The following is a 17165-nucleotide window of genomic DNA, read 5'->3' as shown; positions in this document are numbered from 1 at the left end:
GACGGGCTACCGTCGCTGTCGTGACGGACCCGATCCCCCTGGCCTCCGGCCGGGAAGCCGACGTGTACGCGCTGGACGGCGAGCGGGTCCTACGCCGCTACCGGGCCGGCGGCGACGTGGCCGTCGAGGCCCGTTTCATGGCCCACCTGCACGCCGTCGGCTACCCGGTGCCCCGGGTGCACCACGCCGACGGCACGGATCTGGTGATGCGGCGGCTGTCCGGCCCGACCATGCTGCACGCGCTGCTCACCGGTGGAATCGACGTCGAGGCGGCCGCCGCGGTCCTGGCCGACCTGCACCGCCGCCTGCACGCCGTCGCACCGCTGCCCGACGCGGCAGACGGCGAGCGGATCCTGCACCTGGACCTGCACCCGGACAACGTCGTCCTCGAACCGCCCGGGCCGGTGCTGATCGACTGGCACAACGTGCGGCACGGCGCACCGGGGCTGGACGTGGCGATGACCGCCCTCATCCTCGCCCAGGTCGCCGTGGACCGGGACCAGCCGATGGCGGCCGAGGCGGGGGAGCTGATGCGCGCCTACCTGCGGGCGATCCGTGGTCACGCCGTACCCCTGGTCGACGCGGCCGTGGCGCGACGCCGCGCCGACCCCGCCCAGAGCGCCGACGAACGCGCCCTGCTGGTCCCGGCCGCGACACTGGTCACCGCCGCCGGGGAGTAGCGCACCGCGCGGCGGATGGGCGCGCCGGGGTGGGGTAGGCCGCCCGGCGGGGCTGGGTAGGGTCCGGGGCACCAGCAGGGGAGCGGGAGGCGAGCCGATGTCCGACCATGTCGACGTGCTCATCGTGGGTGCCGGGCTCTCCGGTATCGGCGCCGCCTGCCACCTGCGTCGCCGCTGCCCCGACAAGACGTACGCCGTGCTGGAGGCCCGCGACGACCTCGGCGGCACCTGGGACCTGTTCCGTTACCCCGGGGTGCGCTCGGACTCCGACATGTTCACCCTCGGCTACTCCTTCGCGCCGTGGACCGCGCCGACGGCGATCGCCGAGGGCGGCACGATCCTCGACTACCTGCGACGCACCGCCGACGCGTACGACGTGACCCGGCACATCCGTTTCCGGCACCGGGTCGTCCGTGCCGAGTGGGACAGCGAACGGGCCCGCTGGACGGTGCACGTGCACCGTGCCGACACCGCCGACACCGTGGTGCTCACCTGCGACTTCCTGTACGCCTGCACCGGCTACTACCGCTACGACGCCGGGCACACGCCGCACTTTCCCGGGCAGGAGCGGTTCACCGGGCGGATCGTGCACCCGCAGCACTGGCCGGCCGACCTCGACCACTCGGGTCGTACCGTGGTGGTGATCGGCAGCGGTGCCACCGCCGTCACGCTGGTCCCGGCACTGGCACGGCGCGCCGCCCACGTGACCATGCTGCAACGGTCCCCGACGTACGTGCTGGCGCTGCCCGCCCGGGACGCGGTCGCCGACACGCTGCGGCGGCGCCTGCCGGCTCGGCTGGCGTACCCGCTGATCCGGTCGAAGAACGTGCTGGCCACGGCCGCCACCTACCAGCTCAGCCGGCGGGCGCCCGGGCTGGTCCGGGCGTTGCTGCGGCGGGCCGTGACCCGGCGGCTGCCGGCCGGGTACGACGTCGACCGCCACTTCACGCCGAGCTACGACCCGTGGGACCAGCGGCTCTGCGTGGTGCCCGACGGTGACCTGTTCGACGCCCTCTCCGCCGGGCGGGCCAGCGTGGTGACCGACACCGTCGAGACGTTCACCGCGCACGGCGTCCGGCTCACCGGCGGCGCGGAACTGCCGGCCGACGTGGTGGTCACCGCCACCGGGCTCGACCTGCTCGCGCTCGGCGGCATGACGCTGCGGGTGGACGGCGTCGACGTGGACCTGCCCGGGACGGTCGCCTACAAGGGCATGATGCTCTCCGGCGTGCCGAACTTCGCCATGACGCTGGGCTACACCAACGCCTCCTGGACGCTGAAGTCCGACCTGGTCGCCGAGTACGTGTGCCGGCTGCTGCGCCACCTGGACCGCACCGGGACCCGGGTGGTCACCCCGCTCGCCCCGCCCGACGGGCGGCGGGCGCCGCTGATCGACCTGACCTCCGGGTACGTCCGCCGTGGCCTGGCGCACCTGCCGTCGCAGGGCCACCGCCCGCCCTGGCGTCTGCACCAGAACTATCCGCGTGACCTGCTGATGCTGCGCTACGGGCGGGTCACCGACGCCGGGGTCCGCTTCGACGCGGCCGGCACGCCACGAGGGAGCGCTGTCGATGCGTAGGTTCGACTTCACCGACGGCACCGCGGTGGTGACCGGCGCGGCCGGTGGCATCGGGGCGGCCCTGGCACACGGCCTGGCCCGACGCGGCGCGGCACTGGTCCTGCTGGACCGCGACGCCGCCGGGCTCGACGCGGTGGCCGACGCCGTCCGCGCCGCACACCCCGGCCGGGCGGTCGACACGTGCGTGGTCGACCTGGCCGACGCGGCGGCCACCGGGGCGGTCGCCGGGCAGGTCCGGGACCGGCATCCGGTCATCCGGCTGCTGGTCAACAACGCCGGGGTGGCGCTCGGCGGGCGTTTCGACGAGGTGACGTTCGACGAGTTCAGCTGGGTGATGGAGGTCAACTTCCGGGCTGTGGCGCAGCTGACCCACGCCCTGCTGCCGGCGCTGAAGGCCGCGCCCGGGGCGCACCTGGTCACCGTCTCCAGCCTCTTCGGTCTGATCGCCCCGCCCGGGCAGGTCGCCTACGCGGCCAGCAAGTTCGCCGTCCGTGGCTTCACCGAGGCGCTGCGACACGAGCTCGCCGCCGACGGCGTCGGCGTGACCTGCGTGCACCCCGGCGGCATCCGGACCCGCATCGCCCGCGACGCCCGCGTGGGCAGCGGCGTGGACGAGGCCGAGTACGAGGTGGGCCGGCAGCGGTTCGAGCGGCTGCTCACCATCGACCCGAGGACCGCTGCCGAGGCGGTGCTGCGCGGGGTGGCCCGCCGCCGGGGACGGGTCCTGATCGGCTGGTCGGCCCGGCTGCCGGACCTGATGGCCCGGGTCGCGCCGGTCGGTCACGGCCGCCTGCTGACCGCCGTCGGCAACCGGGGCCGGGTGCGCCGCCCGCACTAGTGCGGGCGTCCGCGCCGGTCACCCCGGTCGCATCGACGTCCGTTGTCGGACGGATGATAGATACATGACGCATCCCTCGGTGGCCGGTCGAGTCGCCGTGCCCTCCGCCGCCGAACGGGCCTACCACCACCTCAAACGCGCCATCCTGGAGCAGCTGTACGCGGGCGGCGCCCTGGTCAGCGAGGGCGAGATCGCCGAGGCGACCGGCGTCTCGCGGACCCCGGTCCGGGAGGCGCTGCTGCGCCTGGAGACCGAGGGACTGGTCCGCCTCTATCCCAAGCGGGGCGCACTGATCCTGCCGGTGTCCGCCCGCGAGATCGCCGACGTGGTGGAGGCCCGCCGACTCGTCGAGGTGCACGCCGCCGAGCGCATCTGGCCCCGCCGCGCCGAGATCCGTGACCGGTTGGCCGAGCGGCTCGCCGAGATGCGCGCCGCACACGCCGCCGGTGACCTGACCGCCCTGATGGCCGCCGACCGGGCGTTCCACGCCACCGTGGTCGACGCCGCCGGCAACGAGATCCTCGCCGAGCTGTACCAACGGCTACGGGACCGGCAGGTCCGGATGGGCGAGGCGAGCTTCCGGCTCTCGCCCCGCTGGGCCGAGGCGGCCCTGACCGAGCACGCCGCACAACTCGCCGCCCTCGACGGCGACGACCCGCAGGCCTGGCTCGCCGCCGTGGCCGCGCACATCGACACCTCCGCACGCGTGTTCCTGGGATCCCCGGTGAGCGTGTGACCACCGCTTCGCACCCCGGCACCCCCTCGTGAGCGCCCCGGCCCCGCTCCCGGCACCGCCCGGCCGGGCCCTGCTCGTCTGGGGTGCGGCGCTCAGCGCGTACGTCGCGGCGATCTTCCATCGCACCTCCCTCGGCGTGACCGGCGTGGAGGCGGCGCAACGCTTCGACATCAGCGCCGCCACGCTGGCCACCCTCACCGTCGCGCAACTCGCCGTGTACGCGGTGATGCAGGTGCCGGTCGGGATGCTCCTCGACCGGTACGGCTCGCGCCGGCTCCTGATCACCGGCGGTCTTCTGATGGTCGCCGGTCAACTCGCCTTCGCCCTGGTCGCCGACGTACGCCTCGCGGTGGCCGCCCGCGTCCTGATCGGTCTCGGCGACGCGATGAGCTTCATCAGCGTGCTGCGCCTGGTCGCGTTCTGGTTCCCGGGCCGCCGCAACCCGCTGCTGATCCAGTTGACCGGCACACTCGGCCAACTCGGTGCGGTGCTGGCCGCCGTACCGCTGGTGACGCTGCTGCACCACACCGGCTGGACCACCGCCTTCCTGACCGCCGCCGGCGGTGGCGCGGCCGTGCTGCTGGTGGTGGTCGCCGCCGTCCGGGACACCCCGCATCGGCCCGCCGTGTCCACCCCCGCCCCGGTCGGCGGGCGGCTCGCCGCCGCCTGGGCGCACCCGGGCACCCGGCTCGGGCTCTGGACCCACTTCGTCACGCAGTTCTCCGGCACCGTCTTCGCGTTGCTCTGGGGCTTCCCGTTCCTGGTGCAGGGGCAGGGCCTCAGCCCGACCACCGCCGCCTCCCTGCTCACCGTCCTGACGTTGGGGATGCTGCTGACCGCGCCGCTGGTCGCGCATCTGTGCGCCCGCCACCCGCACCACCGTTCGGTGCTGGTCTTCGCCGTCGTCGGCGTCACCGCCACCGTCTGGACGGTGCTGCTCGCCTGGCCGGGACGGGCACCCGGCTGGCTGCTGGTCACGCTGGTGCTGGTGCTGGCCCTCAGCGGCCCCGGCTCGATGATCGGTCTCGACTACGCCCGGACCTTCAACCCGGTCAGCCGCCTCGGCAGCGCCGCCGGCATCGTCAACGTCGGCGGTTTCGTCGCCTCGATCACCCTGGTGCTCACCATCGGCGTGGTGCTGGACCTGGTCACCCCGGCGGGCCGGGCCGCCCCCGACCTGACCGCGTACCGCTGGGCCTTCTCGGTGCAGTACGTGCTCTGGGCCGTCGGCGTGGTGCAGGTGCTGCGCTGGCGCAACGCCGCCCGCCGCGACCAGGGCGGGCACCGACCGGCGGCAAGCCGCGCCGAAGCTGTGCCCAGCCGCCCGCCCGCAGGTAGGTTCGCCAGCGGGAGTGACCGCGCGCGTCGCCGCCCCACCGGCGACGTCGCGGCGCAACGGCGGCGGCGCTTCGCGTCGGTGCGGACGAGGAGGAAAGCGTGAGCCAGCAGGTCAAGGGAGTCATCTCGCGGAGCAAGGGCGCGCCCGTCGAGGTCACCGACATCGTCGTGCCCGACCCCGGGCCCGGCGAGGCGGTGGTACGCGTGCAGTCCTGCGGGGTCTGCCACACCGACCTGCACTACCGCGAGGGCGGCATCAACGACGACTACCCGTTCCTGCTCGGCCACGAGGCGGCGGGCATCGTCGAACAGGTCGGTGCCGGAGTCGACGCGGTCGCCCCCGGCGATTTCGTGATCCTCAACTGGCGGGCCGTCTGCGGCGTCTGCCGGGCCTGCCGGCGGGGTCGCCCCTGGTACTGCTTCGCCACCCACAACGCCGCACAGAAGATGACCCTGGTCGACGGCACCGAACTCGCCCCGGCCCTGGGCATCGGCGCGTTCGCCGAGAAGACGCTGGTGCACGCCGGCCAGTGCACCAAGGTGGACCCGGCGGCCCGCCCGGCCGCCGTCGGGCTGCTCGGCTGCGGTGTGATGGCCGGTCTCGGCGCGGCCATGAACACCGGCAACGTGACCCGGGGCGACTCGGTGGCCGTGATCGGCTGCGGGGGCGTCGGGGACGCGGCCGTCGTCGGTGCCGCCCTGGCCGGAGCGACCACGATCATCGCGGTGGACACCGACTCCCGCAAGCTCGACTGGGCCCGCCGCTTCGGCGCCACCCACACCGTCAACGCCTCCGAGACCGACCCGGTGGCCGAGATCCAGGCCGCCACCGGCGGCTTCGGCGCCGACGTGGTGATCGACGCCGTCGGTCGGCCGGAGACCTGGAAGCAGGCCTTCTACGCCCGTGACCTGGCCGGCACCGTCGTGCTGGTCGGCGTACCCACGCCCGACATGCGGGTCGAACTGCCGCTGCTGGACGTCTTCGGCCGAGGCGGGGCGCTCAAGTCCAGCTGGTACGGCGACTGCCTGCCCAGCCGCGACTTCCCGATGCTGACCGAGCTCTACCTCCAGGGCCGCCTCGACCTCGACGCCTTCGTCACCGAGGAGATCCCGCTCGACGGCGTCGAGGAGGCGTTCGCCCGGATGCACCGCGGCGACGTGCTCCGCTCGGTGGTGGTCTTCTGATGGCCGCCCGCATCGACCACACTGTCACCTCCGGCACCTTCTCCCTGGACGGGCAGACCTTCGACGTCGACAACAACGTCTGGGTGATCGGCGACGACACCGAATGCGTCGTCGTCGACGCCCCGCACGACGTGGAGGCGATCCTCGCCGTGGTCGCCGGCCGCCGGGTCACCGCGATCGTCGCCACCCACGCCCACGACGACCACGTCCGCGTGGCCCCGGAACTCTCCCGCGTCACCGGTGCGCCCGTGCTGCTGCACCCCGCCGACCGGGTGCTCTGGGACATGGTGCACCCCGACGAGCCGCCCGCCGGTGCGCTCGCCGACGGCGAGACGATCACGGTGGCCGGCACCCCGCTGACCGTGCTGCACACCCCCGGACACAGTCCCGGCGCCTGCTGCCTGTACGCCGCCGACCTCGACGTGGTGTTCACCGGCGACACCCTCTTCGCCGGCGGACCGGGCGCCACCGGCCGCTCGTACAGCGACTTCGGCACCATCGTCGACTCGATCCGGGACCGGCTGCTCACGCTGCCGCCGCAGACCGTCGTGCACACCGGTCACGGCGACAGCACCACCATCGGCGCGGAGGCTCCGCAGCTCCCCGAGTGGCTGGCCCGGGGCCACTGACCTGACGGCCGCAGGGGTGGCCTCGCTGCCCCTGCGGCCGGTTACGGGTTGGCGTCGACCCGTCGTCCTGGCCACACTCGGCGGATGCCGTCCGTCCCCCGCGCCGCGCTGACCGCCGCCCAGCGCGCGGCGGTGCGCCACGTCCGGCAGGTGGCGCTGGATGACCGTCCCGCCGCGCTGGCCCGGATCGGTCGGGCGCTGGCCGGCAGCGGCGTCCGGCACGATCCGGAACGACTGGTCGCCGCGTTCGGCCGAGGCGGGCGCGTGACGCTCAACTTCCATCCCGACCGGCTGCTCGCCGACGGGCGCACGGTGGCCGAGGCGCTCGCCACCGAGGGCGTCTACCGCAGCCAGTTCGAGACGGGCATCTCAAACGGCGGGCTCAGCGCGTACCCGGGCGGCGACCGGGACCGCTGGGAACGGCGACTCTTCGGCGGCGCGTACCAGCGACGGGGTGTGCGCCCGGGGGACCGCCCGAAGTACGGCGGCCTGAACCTGCTGGACCACCCGGACGGCGCGTGCCCGCGCTTCGGCTCCTGCCACCTGCGGCTGCGCCCCGAGGTGCTGACCCGCACCACCTTCTGTGTCGGCGACAGCCACCTCGGCCCACGGGACGTCGGCACCGTCGACGTGGTCGAACCGGTGCTGGCGGCGCTGCTCGCCACGACCGCAGACACCGGCAGCACGCTGGGGCGGCCGGGCACGGACGTGTCGACCCTCGTCGAGGAGCTGCTGCGCCGACGCGCGCACGTCGACACCGTGCCCCGCACCGCCGGCCGGGCGCTGGACGACTACGTCGAGGCGCAGGTCCACGGGCCGGTCACGCTGGCCCGGGAAGTGTGCGAACTGGTGGTCGACCCCTCGTTCCGTGGCACCGCCACCGGCGTCACCCTCGCGGTCGCCGCCGAGCGGTACGGTTTCCCGCTGCGCTGGCACGCTGGGTTCGCGCTGCCGGTGGACCAGGTCGACGCCGAGTTCCGTGGGCCGGTGATCCCGCCGTTGGCCGCCCGCGTGCACGCCGAGTTCGCCGGGTCGGGGGAGCCGGTGCACGCCGCGCTGATCGGACGGGCCGCCGCCTCGGTGGTCACCGACCCCGGCCGCTGGGCCGATCGCGGGTCCACGGCCGAGACGCTGCAACACCTCAAGCAGCTCTGGCACGTCCTGGTCCGCTTCGGCACCCCGTACGACGTCTGAGTCCTCCGTCCGCTCCGGCACCTGAGGTCCTGGCGCGATAGGTGACCTGGGCCACGGTGCGGGGCAAGTCGGGCATGCCTGGAATGACCGACACGTCGGGCGGGTTGTGTTCCCCATAGCGCCGGCACCCACACCCCGACCGGCGGCAGTTTCCCCCGAGAGCGGCTCACCCCGAGCGGCTCGCACGATTGAAAGGGCAACCATCGTGAAGCTGGACTTCACTCGATGGCTCCCGGCCATCGCGACGAAACCGAACCGGAAGACCACCCTCAGCGTGGTGGGCGTGACCGCCCTCACCGGGCTGGCCCTCGGCCCCACCGCCGTGGCCGCGCCGATCACCACCGGCCCGCACCAGGGCGCCGTCGCCGCCATCGACAAGGCCACCGGTCGCCACTCCACCGGCGCCACGGTCGAGTCCGGCCTGACCACCGGCGGCACCACCGACAAGCCCCGCCCCGGCAAGCCGAGCCGCGACGACCTGATCCCGCACGGTGTGCAGGGTGCCCAGTCGCGGGTACCCCTCGACAACGCGCAGCGTCAGAACGCCAAGACCATCATCGAGGTCGCCAAGGACACCGGCGTCGGCGAGCGAGGCGCGGTGATCGGCATCGCCACCGCACTGCAGGAGTCGAAGCTCTACAACCTCGGCCACCTGGGCGCGTACAACGACCACGACTCCCAGGGCCTGTTCCAGCAGCGCCCGTCGACCGGCTGGGGCAGCGTGGACCAGATCACCGACCCCGAGTACTCCTCGACGGTGTTCTTCGAGGCCCTCAAGAACGTCGGCGGCTGGCAGGACCTGCCGTTGACCACGGCCGCACAGACGGTGCAGGTCTCGGCGTACCCGTTCCACTACGCCCAGTGGGAGGAGCAGTCGGCGGACATCGTCACCCAGCTCTGGTGACCCGCTTCGCCACCACGGCCGGCCCCGATCCGGGGCCGGCCGTTCCCGTCCCCCCACCCGGTGTCGCCCTCCGCGCGGCCTGGTCGGCGAGCGGTGCCCCCTCCGCCGCACCGCGCAGATCGCTTTGATCGCGTTGATCAAGAGGTTTGCATCGCGATTCCTGTCGCGCTTGCACCAAAACTTCTTGATCAACGGAGTTGGCGCGCAAGGCGGGCGACGGCGGAGATGGGCTGGCGCGCTGTTTGCGCCGAATGTTCGGTTCGCTGGTGGCCCGTGGGTGGGGGTTGGGTGGAATGCGGGGTGGGGTCGGGGCGTTGTAGTCGGGTGGCTGACCGCGCAGGCTGGTGGGTGGCGGGCTGGAATGACCCCGCCTGGTCGGTGGTTATGCCTGGTTCCGGTGCCGGGTCAGGCTTCCGGGTGGCCGGGGAATGATGCGGGCTGCCAGGTGGTTGTGTATTGACCCGACGCCGTAAGACCTGGTCCGGTGATTCCCCTTCTCGGGCCCGTGTTGCCGTCGGATTTCCTCTTCTTCTAGCGCCTGACGGCGTTTGCGTCACTCTCAATCCCCCTGGTGGGTGGCGTCTTCCCCCGAATGGAGCTTGTGATGAACTCGAAGCTGTTGCGTAAGAGTGTTCTTGGTGTTGCTGGTCTGGCGTTTGCTGGTGGTGTGTTCGCTGGTCCGATCGGGCAGGCTGACGCCACCCCCGTGCCCACCTCGTTGGTGGCGGTGCAGGCGGACAAGCCGGACTCCGGCAGGTTGATTCCGCATGGTGTGCAGGGTGCCCAGTCGCGTATCGATCTGGACGATGAGCAGGTCGGCAACGCGAAGGCGATCATCGCGGCGACGAAGAAGGCTGGTATGGACGAGCGTGCCGCGGTGATCGCGATCGGTACGGCGTTTCAGGAGTCGAAGTTGGAGAACCTGGGTCATCTGGGTGACCGTAACGATCATGATTCGCAGGGCTTGTTCCAGCAGCGTCCGTCGTCTGGTTGGGGCACGGTGGAGCAGATCACCGACCCCGAGTACTCCACCCTCGCCTTCCTGAAGGGCCTGAAGCAGGTCGACGGCTGGCAGGACATGCCGTTGACGGTGGCGGCGCAGACGGTGCAGGTGTCGGCGTTCCCGGATCACTACGCCCAGTGGGAGCAGCAGGCCGCCGACCTCGTCGCCGAGCACTGGAACAGCTGACCCCACACCGAACAGACTTTCCTCGCACAAGGGGGAGCAAGAACGCTGCCGGCCGGTACCCACCACGGGTACCGGCCGGCAGCGTCTGTCCCGCACCCCGGATCCCCGCACGACTTGCGGTGTACAGCGGGGTGGGATGTAAGCAGGGGTCCTTCCTATACACCAGGCGATAGCAGGGGACCCCTGCTTACATCCGACCACGGCGATGATGACGGGCGATGTCGACGAGGGCTACGAGCAGTGCCAGGGCGATGATGCCGGCGGACACGAGCAGGGACCGCTCGAAGGCTTTCGACCAGGCGTTGTCCCCGCTGGCCACGACCGAGAAGAAGACCGCGCCGACGGCGGCGATCCCGGCCGCCGAGCCGATGCGCTGACCGGTCTGGAGCATCCCCGCACCGCTGCCCGCCTGCGGCACCGGCACCTGCGCCAGGGTCAGTGTCTGGTTCGGGGCGATCACCAGGCCGCTGCCCAGCCCGGCCAGCAGCAGCGGTGCGGCGGTCACCCAGGGGACGGGCGCGTGCGGCGCCAGCTCGATGGCGAGCGCTACCAGGCCGAGGCCGACCACCACGGCGAGCAGCCCGACGGCGACCAGCGGCCGACCGTAGCGGTTGACGATCCGCCCGCCGACGGCCGAGGCGACGGCCGACCCGAGGGCGAACGGTGTGATCGCCAGTCCGGCGACCAGCGCACTGTAGCCGCGTCCGTTCTGCAGGTACAGCGTGAAGATGAAGAAGATCGCGGTGAAGCCACCGAAGTAGATCAACGCGATCAGGGAACCCAGCGCGTACGACTGGCGGGTGAAGAGGCGGATGTCGAACAGGGGTGGACCCTGGCGTGCGTACCGCCGCTCCCAGAGCGCGAAGCCGACCAGGGTGACCAGGCCGGCGGGGAGCAGTAGCCACTTGGCCGGGCCGTGCCACTGTTCCCGCTGGACCAGCGGCAGCAGCACCAGGGTCACGCCGACACCGAGCAGCACCACGCCGATCGGGTCGGCGCGACGGCGTACCACCTGACCGATCGGGTGGCGGGGCAGCAGCCGCCAGCCGAGGATCACCGCGACGATGCCGACCGGCACGTTGACGAAGAAGACCCACCGCCAGCCGTGTTCGGGGCCACCGGCGGCGATCAGCAGGCCGCCGAGCAACGGGCCGACCGCGGTGGAGATGCCGATGGTGGCGCCGAGCAGCCCGAACGGCCGGGCCCGTTCCGGACCCTGGAACAGCTGCTGGATGAGGCCGGTCACCTGCGGGTTCACCAGACCGGCGGCGGCACCCTGGAGCAGTCGGGCGGCGACCAGCCAGCCGGGTGACTGGGCGAGTCCGGCGACGGCGCTGGTCACGGTGAACAGGGCGATGCCGAACACGAAGGCGTTGCGTCGGCCGTGCACGTCGCCGAACCGACCGGCCGGCACCAGCACCAGGCCGAAGGTCAACGCGTACCCGGAGAGCACCCACTGCAGGTCGCTCGGCCCGGCGCCCAGGGCCCGGTCCAACGAGGGGATGGCCACGTTGACGATGCTGATGTCGAGCAGCGTCATGAACGCCGCGACCAGCCCGACGCCCAGGGCCTGCCACCGTCGCCGGTCGTCGTACGTGTCGGTGCCGGTGGCGCTCATCGCCCCCCTGTCGCGCCCGGTGCGGGAGCCACGCCGTCAGGTGAGCTGCTGGGCGCAGAAGCGCGGGCCGAAGTCGAGCCCGGCCATCGGCGAGTCCTCCCGGTGGAGCAGGTTCTTCTCGGTGAGCAGGTGCAGCGTGGTCTGCAACTCCTCCTCGGTCAGGCCGCACTCCTGGGCGATCAGGTCGGGGTAGGGGACCTGTCCGCGTACCTCCAGGGCCGCCACCGCGTCGTACACCCGAGCCTCGACGTCCGACAGCTGGACCTCCTGCATGGTTTCCTCCTTGGGCTCCGACCGCCGGTCGTGGGCGGTCTGCCGGGCGCGCTTACCCGGCGCGGCGCCGAAGATGCGCCCCGGTCGGCCGGTGGCGCGCCGCCCCCTGGCGACGCGGCGGCTCACCTAGGCTGCTGCCGTGACCGTCTGGGAACTCGTGGTGATCGGCGGCGGTCCCGCCGGCCTCTCCGCCGCCTACACCGCCGCCCGGCGAGGGGTCCGCACGCTGGTCCTCGAACGCGCTGCGCACCCCCGGTACAAGACGTGCGGCGGTGGCCTCACGGGCGTCTCGCTCGCCGCCGTGGCCGGTCGGATCGAGGTGCCCGCCCACGACGCCGTCGACCGGGTCACCTTCACCCTGGACGGGCGACGCGCGCTCACCCGCCGGCACCGGGACGGTCCGCTGGTGAGCATGGTGCGGCGGGAGGAGTTCGACGACCGGTTGCGGGCCGCCGCGGTGGCCGCCGGCGCCGAGGTCCGCGAGCGGGTCGCGGTCCGCGCGCTCGACCAGACCCCCGAGGTCGTACGCCTGCGGCTGGCCGACGGCGACACGGTGCTGGCCCGGACCGTGGTCGGTGCCGACGGCTCCTCGGGGGTCAGTGGCCGACATGTCGGGGTGCGGTACCGGCAGGTGGATCTCGGGTTGGAGGTGGAGTTGCCGGTGCCGCCGACGGAGCAGGAGCGGTGGCGACACCGGGTGCTGCTCGACTGGGGTCCGCTGCCGGGGTCGTACGGCTGGCTCTTCCCCAAAGGCGACCGGTTGACGGTCGGGGTGATCGCGGGGCGGGGCGAGGGGGACCGCACCCGCGAGTACCTGCGCCGGTTCGTGGACCGGCTGGGCCTGGCCGGGATCCGTCCGGCGCACGACTCGGGGCACCTGACGCGGTGCCGGGCGGAGGACTCGCCGCTGCGGCGGGATCGGGTGCTGGTCGCCGGGGACGCCGCCGGGCTGCTGGAACCCTGGACCCGGGAGGGGATCAGCTACGCCCTGCGCTCCGGTGAGCTGGCCGGTGACGCGGTCGCCGACGACGATCTGGCCGGCTACGAGCGGGCGGTGACGCAGCGGCTGGTGCCGTCGATGCGGGCCGGGTACCGCCTGCTCGCCGCGTTCGCCCGACGTCCGGAGATCCTGCACGCGGCGATCGCGACGCCGCCCGGCTGGCGGGCGTTCACCCGGTTCTGCCGGGGCGGGGCCGGTTTCGACGAGCTGGTGGCCCAGAAGCCGGTGCGGGTGGCCCTGGCGGTAGCCGCCCGGCTGCCCCGTCCGCGCACGTCCCCCTGATCCCCTTTCTACCAGGATCCTAGGATGCTCTAGCCGTGGTGACGGCCACCACCGACCGAAGCGACGCCCCAGGGGCCATCGGGAGGCACAGCAGTCTCATCAGTGCGCGGCTGTTTCCGGCCACCGACGGCGGGTAGGGCGATCGGTGAGGACAACAGCCGGCGCACCGAGGAGACACCCGTGAGCGAGAACCAGCACACCCCGCAGGACCCGACCGAGCAGTACGGCCAGCAGTCGGGTCAGCCACGCCAGCAGCAGTCGCCGCCGGGGCGGACCGACGACATGGCCCCCGAGCCGGACCACGGCGAGAAGACGTACCGGGGGACCGGCAAGCTCGACGGCAAGAAGGCGCTGATCACCGGCGGTGACTCCGGCATCGGCCGAGCGGTGGCGATCGCCTACGCCCGGGAGGGCGCGGACGTGCTGATCTCGTACCTCGGCGAGGAGGAGGACGCCGACGCGCAGGAGACCGTACGGCTGATCGAGGCCGCCGGCCGGAGGGGGATCGCGATCCGCGGCGACATCGCCGACGAACGCAACTGCGAGACGTTGATCGAGCGGGCGGTGAGCGACCTCGGCGGCATCGACATCCTGGTCAACAACGCGGCGTACCAGATGGCCCAGGAGAAGGGCATCGCGGGCATCAGCACCGAGCAGTTCGACCGGGTCTTCAAGACCAACGTGTACGCGATGTTCTGGCTGTGCAAGGCGGCCCTGCCGCACATGGGCGACGGCGCGACGATCATCAACACCTCGTCGATCCAGGCGTTCGACCCGTCGCCGCAGTTGCTGGACTACGCCACCACCAAGGCGGCGATCGCGAACTTCACCAAGGCGCTCGCCGCCGACGTGGTGGACCGGGGCATCCGGGTAAACGCGGTCGCGCCGGGCCCGATCTGGACCCCGTTGATCCCGGCGACCATGCCGAAGGAGAAGGTGGAGCAGTTCGGTCAGGACACGCCGGTCGGCCGGGCCGGTCAGCCCGCCGAGTTGGCGCCCGCGTTCGTCTTCTTCGCCTCGCAGGAGTCGAGCTACGTCACCGGCGAGATCCTCGGCGTCACGGGTGGTCGCTTCACCAAGTGAGGACGCAAGGAAGGGTCCCCTGCTAACGCCTCGTGCATAGCAGGGGACCCTTCCTAACGCACAAGCCGCCGGCGCCGTCGCCCCGCTGGCACGGTCGCGCGGCGGTGCCCGCCCGTCCGCCCCGCTGGGCGTGGGCGCGCCGCCGCCGGGTGGGTCAGCGGGGCCAGGCGGCCAGGTGTCGGCGGATCCGGGCGATGTCGGCCGGGCCGAGCCCGTACCGGGCGAACCGCCCGTCCGGGATCCGGTCGAGGTAGTGCCCGGCCTCGCGTACGTCCTCGTCGTCGAGGGCCGGGTCGAGTTGCCGGGCCAACGCCAACAGTTCGCCGACGGACCGGTGCTCCAACGCGGAGGCGACGTCGATGTAGTCGCGTACCTCCCGCCGGTTGACCAGGGCGGCGGTCTTGTTGGCGATCAGATCGCGCACGTCCATCACCGGCCCGAACTCCATCACCACCGGACTGCGGTGCCGGTCCAGCCGGGCCAGGCTGAGCCGGATCTGCCGGCCGTCCCGGGCGACCACGAAGTCCCGCATGTCCCGGTCGAAGCCCTCGAAAAGGCCGCCGAGGTCACTGTCCGGGTCCGCGTCGACCACCTCGAACCCGGCCGCCTCCAGCGCCGCCCGTACCCCGGCCGCAGCCGCCGCCGCCGCGCCCTCCACGTCCGCGAACAGGTCGACGTCCTCGGTGGGTCGGGTGACCAGCCCGTACGCCGCCCACGCGACCCCGCCGCCGAGGACGAAGCGGTGCGGCCCGGCTACGTCCAGCGCCACCCGGGCCACCTCGCGATAGAACTCGTGCGGGTGCGGGCCGGTCACGCCGATCGGAGACCTCGATGCCGGGTCTCCCAGGCCAGCCGTACGCCCCGTGGCAGGTTCAACTGTCGCCACACGCGCCGCAACGTCCGGCCGTCGACGAGACTGCGCAGGTCGTCGACGTTGGTGGTCTCCCGCAGGACGTTCTCGTACATCCAGAGCACCTGGTCGGGGTCGGCCAGGTCGAAGGCGCGGTCGGCGCACCACATCAGGCGTACCGGTAGCTCGACCACGCCCCGGGTGGGCCCGCGCAGCTCGGTCAACGTCCCGGTCACCAGCGTGGGGCGCCCGGGTCGGGCCAGAAAGGCCACGCCGGACGTGGTGGGGGAGACCGCCTGCATGCTGTCAGGGTAACCCCAGCCCATCCCATACCGGACCCGCGACTTTCGTCCACCTGCCGCAACGCCGCTCACCCGGCCCGCGCGGCGCACTCAAGAAAGCCAGGTGTACGGGCGGCAAGGCGGTACGCAGGCCGTTGCTCGGTGTGCCAATCTCAGCCAGGGCGCGCAGAATGTCTGAATATCGGGTACGCCTGGGCGGAATCGGGGTGGGGCCGGTGGCGTTGTAACCCGCTGGCTGACAGAGCAGGATCCCACCCCGTCGCGGGTGGCGGGCGGATGCCGGAATGTCCTGGCTCGGTCGGTCGTTGTATCTGGTCCCGGCGCCGCGAGGCTCGCGGACATCCCCGGGAATGATGCGGCCGGGTCGGTGGTTGTGATCCCGACGCCGCGAGGTCCTCCCGGATACGCCCCCCGGGAATGGTCCGGCTCCGCAGGTGGTTGTGTATCGACCCGGCGCCGTGAGCCTGGTCCGGTGAATCCCCCTCGGATCTGGTGCGTCGGTTCCCCTTTCTTCTAGCGCCTGACGGCGTTCGCGTCACTCTCGATCCCCCTGTGGGTGGCGTCTACCCCCGAATGGAGCTTGTGATGAACTCGAAGCTGTTGCGTAAGAGTGTTCTCGGTGTTGCCGGTCTCGCGTTTGCCGGTGGTGTGTTCGCTGGTCCGATCGGGCAGGTGGACGCCACCCCCGTCACGGCTGGTTCGTTGGTGGCGGTGCAGGCGGACAAGCCCGACAGCGGCAAGCTGATTCCGCATGGTGTGCAGGGTGCCCAGTCGCGTATCGATCTGGACGATGAGCAGGTCGGCAACGCGAAGGCGATCATCGCGGCGACGAAGAAGGCTGGTATGGACGAGCGTGCCGCGGTGATCGCGATCGGTACGGCGTTTCAGGAGTCGAAGTTGGAGAACCTGGGTCATCTGGGTGACCGCAACGATCATGATTCGCAGGGTTTGTTCCAGCAGCGTCCGTCCAGTGGTTGGGGCACGGTGGAGCAGATCACCGACCCCGAGTACTCGACCCTGGCGTTTCTGAAGGGTTTGAAGCAGGTCGACGGCTGGGAGGACATGCCGTTGACCGTCGCCGCCCAGACGGTGCAGGTGTCGGCGTTCCCGGATCACTACGCCCAGTGGGAGCAGCAGGCCGCTGATCTGGTCGCCGAGCACTGGAACAGCTGACCCCACACCGAACAGACTTTCCTCGCACAAGGGGGAGCAAGAACGCCGCCGGCCGGTACCCACCACGGGTACCGGCCGGCAGCGTCTTCTCCGTGAAGAGATGTGAGGAAGGGACCCTTCCTATACACCAGGCGATAGCAGGGGGCCCTTCCTTACACACACAGCAGGGTTGGGATGTGGGGGAGGGGGAACAAGGGAGGGTGTGGGTCGGTTGTACCGAGCGTCGGTGTGATCCAGTGTCCCCGGGCCTCACCTAAAATGCCGTCGCGGAATACCGTTCGGCTGGAGCCGCGTCGCGCCACTCGCCGAGAG

Annotated in this window: 17 protein-coding genes; 13 read left to right on the top strand and 4 right to left on the bottom strand. The window is 72.1% G+C overall.

From position 1 onward, the window contains the following. Nucleotides 1-20: 20 nt before the first annotated feature. From HUT12_RS18475 to HUT12_RS18430, 10 genes are all read left to right on the top strand, one after another. Complete coding sequence (locus HUT12_RS18475) at nucleotides 21-680, top strand: phosphotransferase (protein ID WP_176094181.1); 660 nt, start codon at nucleotides 21-23, stop codon at nucleotides 678-680. Nucleotides 681-777: 97 nt separating this feature from the next. After that, on the top strand, nucleotides 778-2259 hold the full coding sequence (locus HUT12_RS18470; protein WP_176094180.1) for an NAD(P)/FAD-dependent oxidoreductase: 1482 nt from the start codon (nucleotides 778-780) through the stop codon (nucleotides 2257-2259). Further along, a complete protein-coding gene (locus HUT12_RS18465; RefSeq protein WP_176094179.1) occupies nucleotides 2252-3097 on the top strand; it encodes an SDR family oxidoreductase in 846 nt (281 codons plus the stop codon). Before HUT12_RS18470 ends, HUT12_RS18465 begins: the two co-directional genes overlap by 8 nt. A 64-nt stretch (nucleotides 3098-3161) precedes the next feature. Further along, nucleotides 3162-3833, top strand: coding sequence for a GntR family transcriptional regulator (locus tag HUT12_RS18460; protein ID WP_131056507.1), 672 nt, complete (start codon nucleotides 3162-3164; stop codon nucleotides 3831-3833). 28 nt (nucleotides 3834-3861) lie between these two features. Further along, entirely contained in the window at nucleotides 3862-5274 is a 1413-nt protein-coding gene (locus HUT12_RS18455) for a nitrate/nitrite transporter (RefSeq protein WP_176094178.1), read from the top strand. Further along, nucleotides 5271-6356 carry an S-(hydroxymethyl)mycothiol dehydrogenase gene (locus HUT12_RS18450; protein ID WP_176094177.1) on the top strand — a complete coding sequence of 362 codons (1086 nt, stop codon included), beginning with the start codon at nucleotides 5271-5273 and terminating at the stop codon, nucleotides 6354-6356. Before HUT12_RS18455 ends, HUT12_RS18450 begins: the two co-directional genes overlap by 4 nt. Further along, a complete protein-coding gene (locus HUT12_RS18445; protein ID WP_131056501.1) occupies nucleotides 6356-6985 on the top strand; it encodes an MBL fold metallo-hydrolase in 630 nt (209 codons plus the stop codon). Before HUT12_RS18450 ends, HUT12_RS18445 begins: the two co-directional genes overlap by 1 nt. A gap of 84 nt (nucleotides 6986-7069) precedes the next feature. Then, on the top strand, nucleotides 7070-8179 hold the full coding sequence (locus HUT12_RS18440; RefSeq protein ID WP_176094176.1) for a DUF3626 domain-containing protein: 1110 nt from the start codon (nucleotides 7070-7072) through the stop codon (nucleotides 8177-8179). 205 nt (nucleotides 8180-8384) lie between these two features. Further along, the gene (locus tag HUT12_RS18435; protein ID WP_131056163.1) at nucleotides 8385-9083 is read left to right on the top strand and encodes a hypothetical protein; all 699 of its coding nucleotides are present in this window, start codon (nucleotides 8385-8387) and stop codon (nucleotides 9081-9083) included. Nucleotides 9084-9687: 604 nt separating this feature from the next. After that, complete coding sequence (locus tag HUT12_RS18430) at nucleotides 9688-10272, top strand: hypothetical protein (protein WP_176094175.1); 585 nt, start codon at nucleotides 9688-9690, stop codon at nucleotides 10270-10272. Between the two features lie 187 nt (nucleotides 10273-10459). Here the strand turns inward: HUT12_RS18430 and HUT12_RS18425 are convergent, their stop codons facing one another. Then, nucleotides 10460-11890 (bottom strand): MFS transporter, encoded by a 1431-nt coding sequence (locus HUT12_RS18425; RefSeq protein WP_176094174.1) that lies wholly within the window; start codon nucleotides 11888-11890, stop codon nucleotides 10460-10462. A 36-nt stretch (nucleotides 11891-11926) separates the two neighbouring features. Next, nucleotides 11927-12163: a hypothetical protein gene (locus tag HUT12_RS18420; RefSeq protein WP_131056169.1), complete on the bottom strand. Its 237-nt coding sequence runs from the start codon at nucleotides 12161-12163 to the stop codon at nucleotides 11927-11929. Nucleotides 12164-12302: 139 nt separating this feature from the next. Between HUT12_RS18420 and HUT12_RS18415 the strand changes: the two genes are divergently transcribed. Then, entirely contained in the window at nucleotides 12303-13445 is a 1143-nt protein-coding gene (locus HUT12_RS18415) for a geranylgeranyl reductase family protein (RefSeq protein WP_176094173.1), read from the top strand. A 180-nt stretch (nucleotides 13446-13625) separates the two neighbouring features. Then, nucleotides 13626-14528: an SDR family oxidoreductase gene (locus HUT12_RS18410; RefSeq protein ID WP_131057014.1), complete on the top strand. Its 903-nt coding sequence runs from the start codon at nucleotides 13626-13628 to the stop codon at nucleotides 14526-14528. 154 nt (nucleotides 14529-14682) lie between these two features. Here the strand turns inward: HUT12_RS18410 and HUT12_RS18405 are convergent, their stop codons facing one another. Beyond that, nucleotides 14683-15342 carry a nucleotidyl transferase AbiEii/AbiGii toxin family protein gene (locus tag HUT12_RS18405; protein ID WP_236146007.1) on the bottom strand — a complete coding sequence of 220 codons (660 nt, stop codon included), beginning with the start codon at nucleotides 15340-15342 and terminating at the stop codon, nucleotides 14683-14685. After that, a complete protein-coding gene (locus HUT12_RS18400; RefSeq protein ID WP_176094172.1) occupies nucleotides 15339-15680 on the bottom strand; it encodes a hypothetical protein in 342 nt (113 codons plus the stop codon). The genes HUT12_RS18405 and HUT12_RS18400 overlap by 4 nt, the downstream gene beginning before the upstream one ends. Nucleotides 15681-16265: 585 nt before the next feature. On the opposite strand from HUT12_RS18400, the gene HUT12_RS18395 reads away from it, so the two are divergent. Further along, nucleotides 16266-16853, top strand: a complete 588-nt coding sequence (locus HUT12_RS18395) for a hypothetical protein (RefSeq protein ID WP_176094171.1) — start codon at nucleotides 16266-16268, stop codon at nucleotides 16851-16853. Nucleotides 16854-17165: the final 312 nt, after the last annotated feature.

This window comes from Verrucosispora sp. NA02020, from assembly GCF_013364215.1.
GTDB lineage: Bacteria > Actinomycetota > Actinomycetes > Mycobacteriales > Micromonosporaceae > Micromonospora.
The sequence above is the reverse complement of the archived record's forward strand: the minus strand, read 5'-3'. Positions and strand labels throughout refer to the sequence as shown.

Bases quoted from the DNA above. Each gene is read 5' to 3' on its own strand.
- HUT12_RS18470 (WP_176094180.1), top strand. From the start codon at position 778: ATGTCCGACCATGTCGACGTGCTCATCGTGGGTGCCGGGCTCTCCGGT.
- HUT12_RS18465 (WP_176094179.1), top strand. From the start codon at position 2,252: ATGCGTAGGTTCGACTTCACCGACGGCACCGCGGTGGTGACCGGCGCG.
- HUT12_RS18460 (WP_131056507.1), top strand. From the start codon at position 3,162: ATGACGCATCCCTCGGTGGCCGGTCGAGTCGCCGTGCCCTCCGCCGCC.
- HUT12_RS18445 (WP_131056501.1), top strand. From the start codon at position 6,356: ATGGCCGCCCGCATCGACCACACTGTCACCTCCGGCACCTTCTCCCTG.
- HUT12_RS18440 (WP_176094176.1), top strand. From the start codon at position 7,070: ATGCCGTCCGTCCCCCGCGCCGCGCTGACCGCCGCCCAGCGCGCGGCG.
- HUT12_RS18430 (WP_176094175.1), top strand. From the start codon at position 9,688: ATGAACTCGAAGCTGTTGCGTAAGAGTGTTCTTGGTGTTGCTGGTCTG.
- HUT12_RS18425 (WP_176094174.1), bottom strand. From the start codon at position 11,890: ATGAGCGCCACCGGCACCGACACGTACGACGACCGGCGACGGTGGCAG.
- HUT12_RS18420 (WP_131056169.1), bottom strand. From the start codon at position 12,163: ATGCAGGAGGTCCAGCTGTCGGACGTCGAGGCTCGGGTGTACGACGCG.
- HUT12_RS18400 (WP_176094172.1), bottom strand. From the start codon at position 15,680: ATGCAGGCGGTCTCCCCCACCACGTCCGGCGTGGCCTTTCTGGCCCGA.
- HUT12_RS18395 (WP_176094171.1), top strand. From the start codon at position 16,266: ATGAACTCGAAGCTGTTGCGTAAGAGTGTTCTCGGTGTTGCCGGTCTC.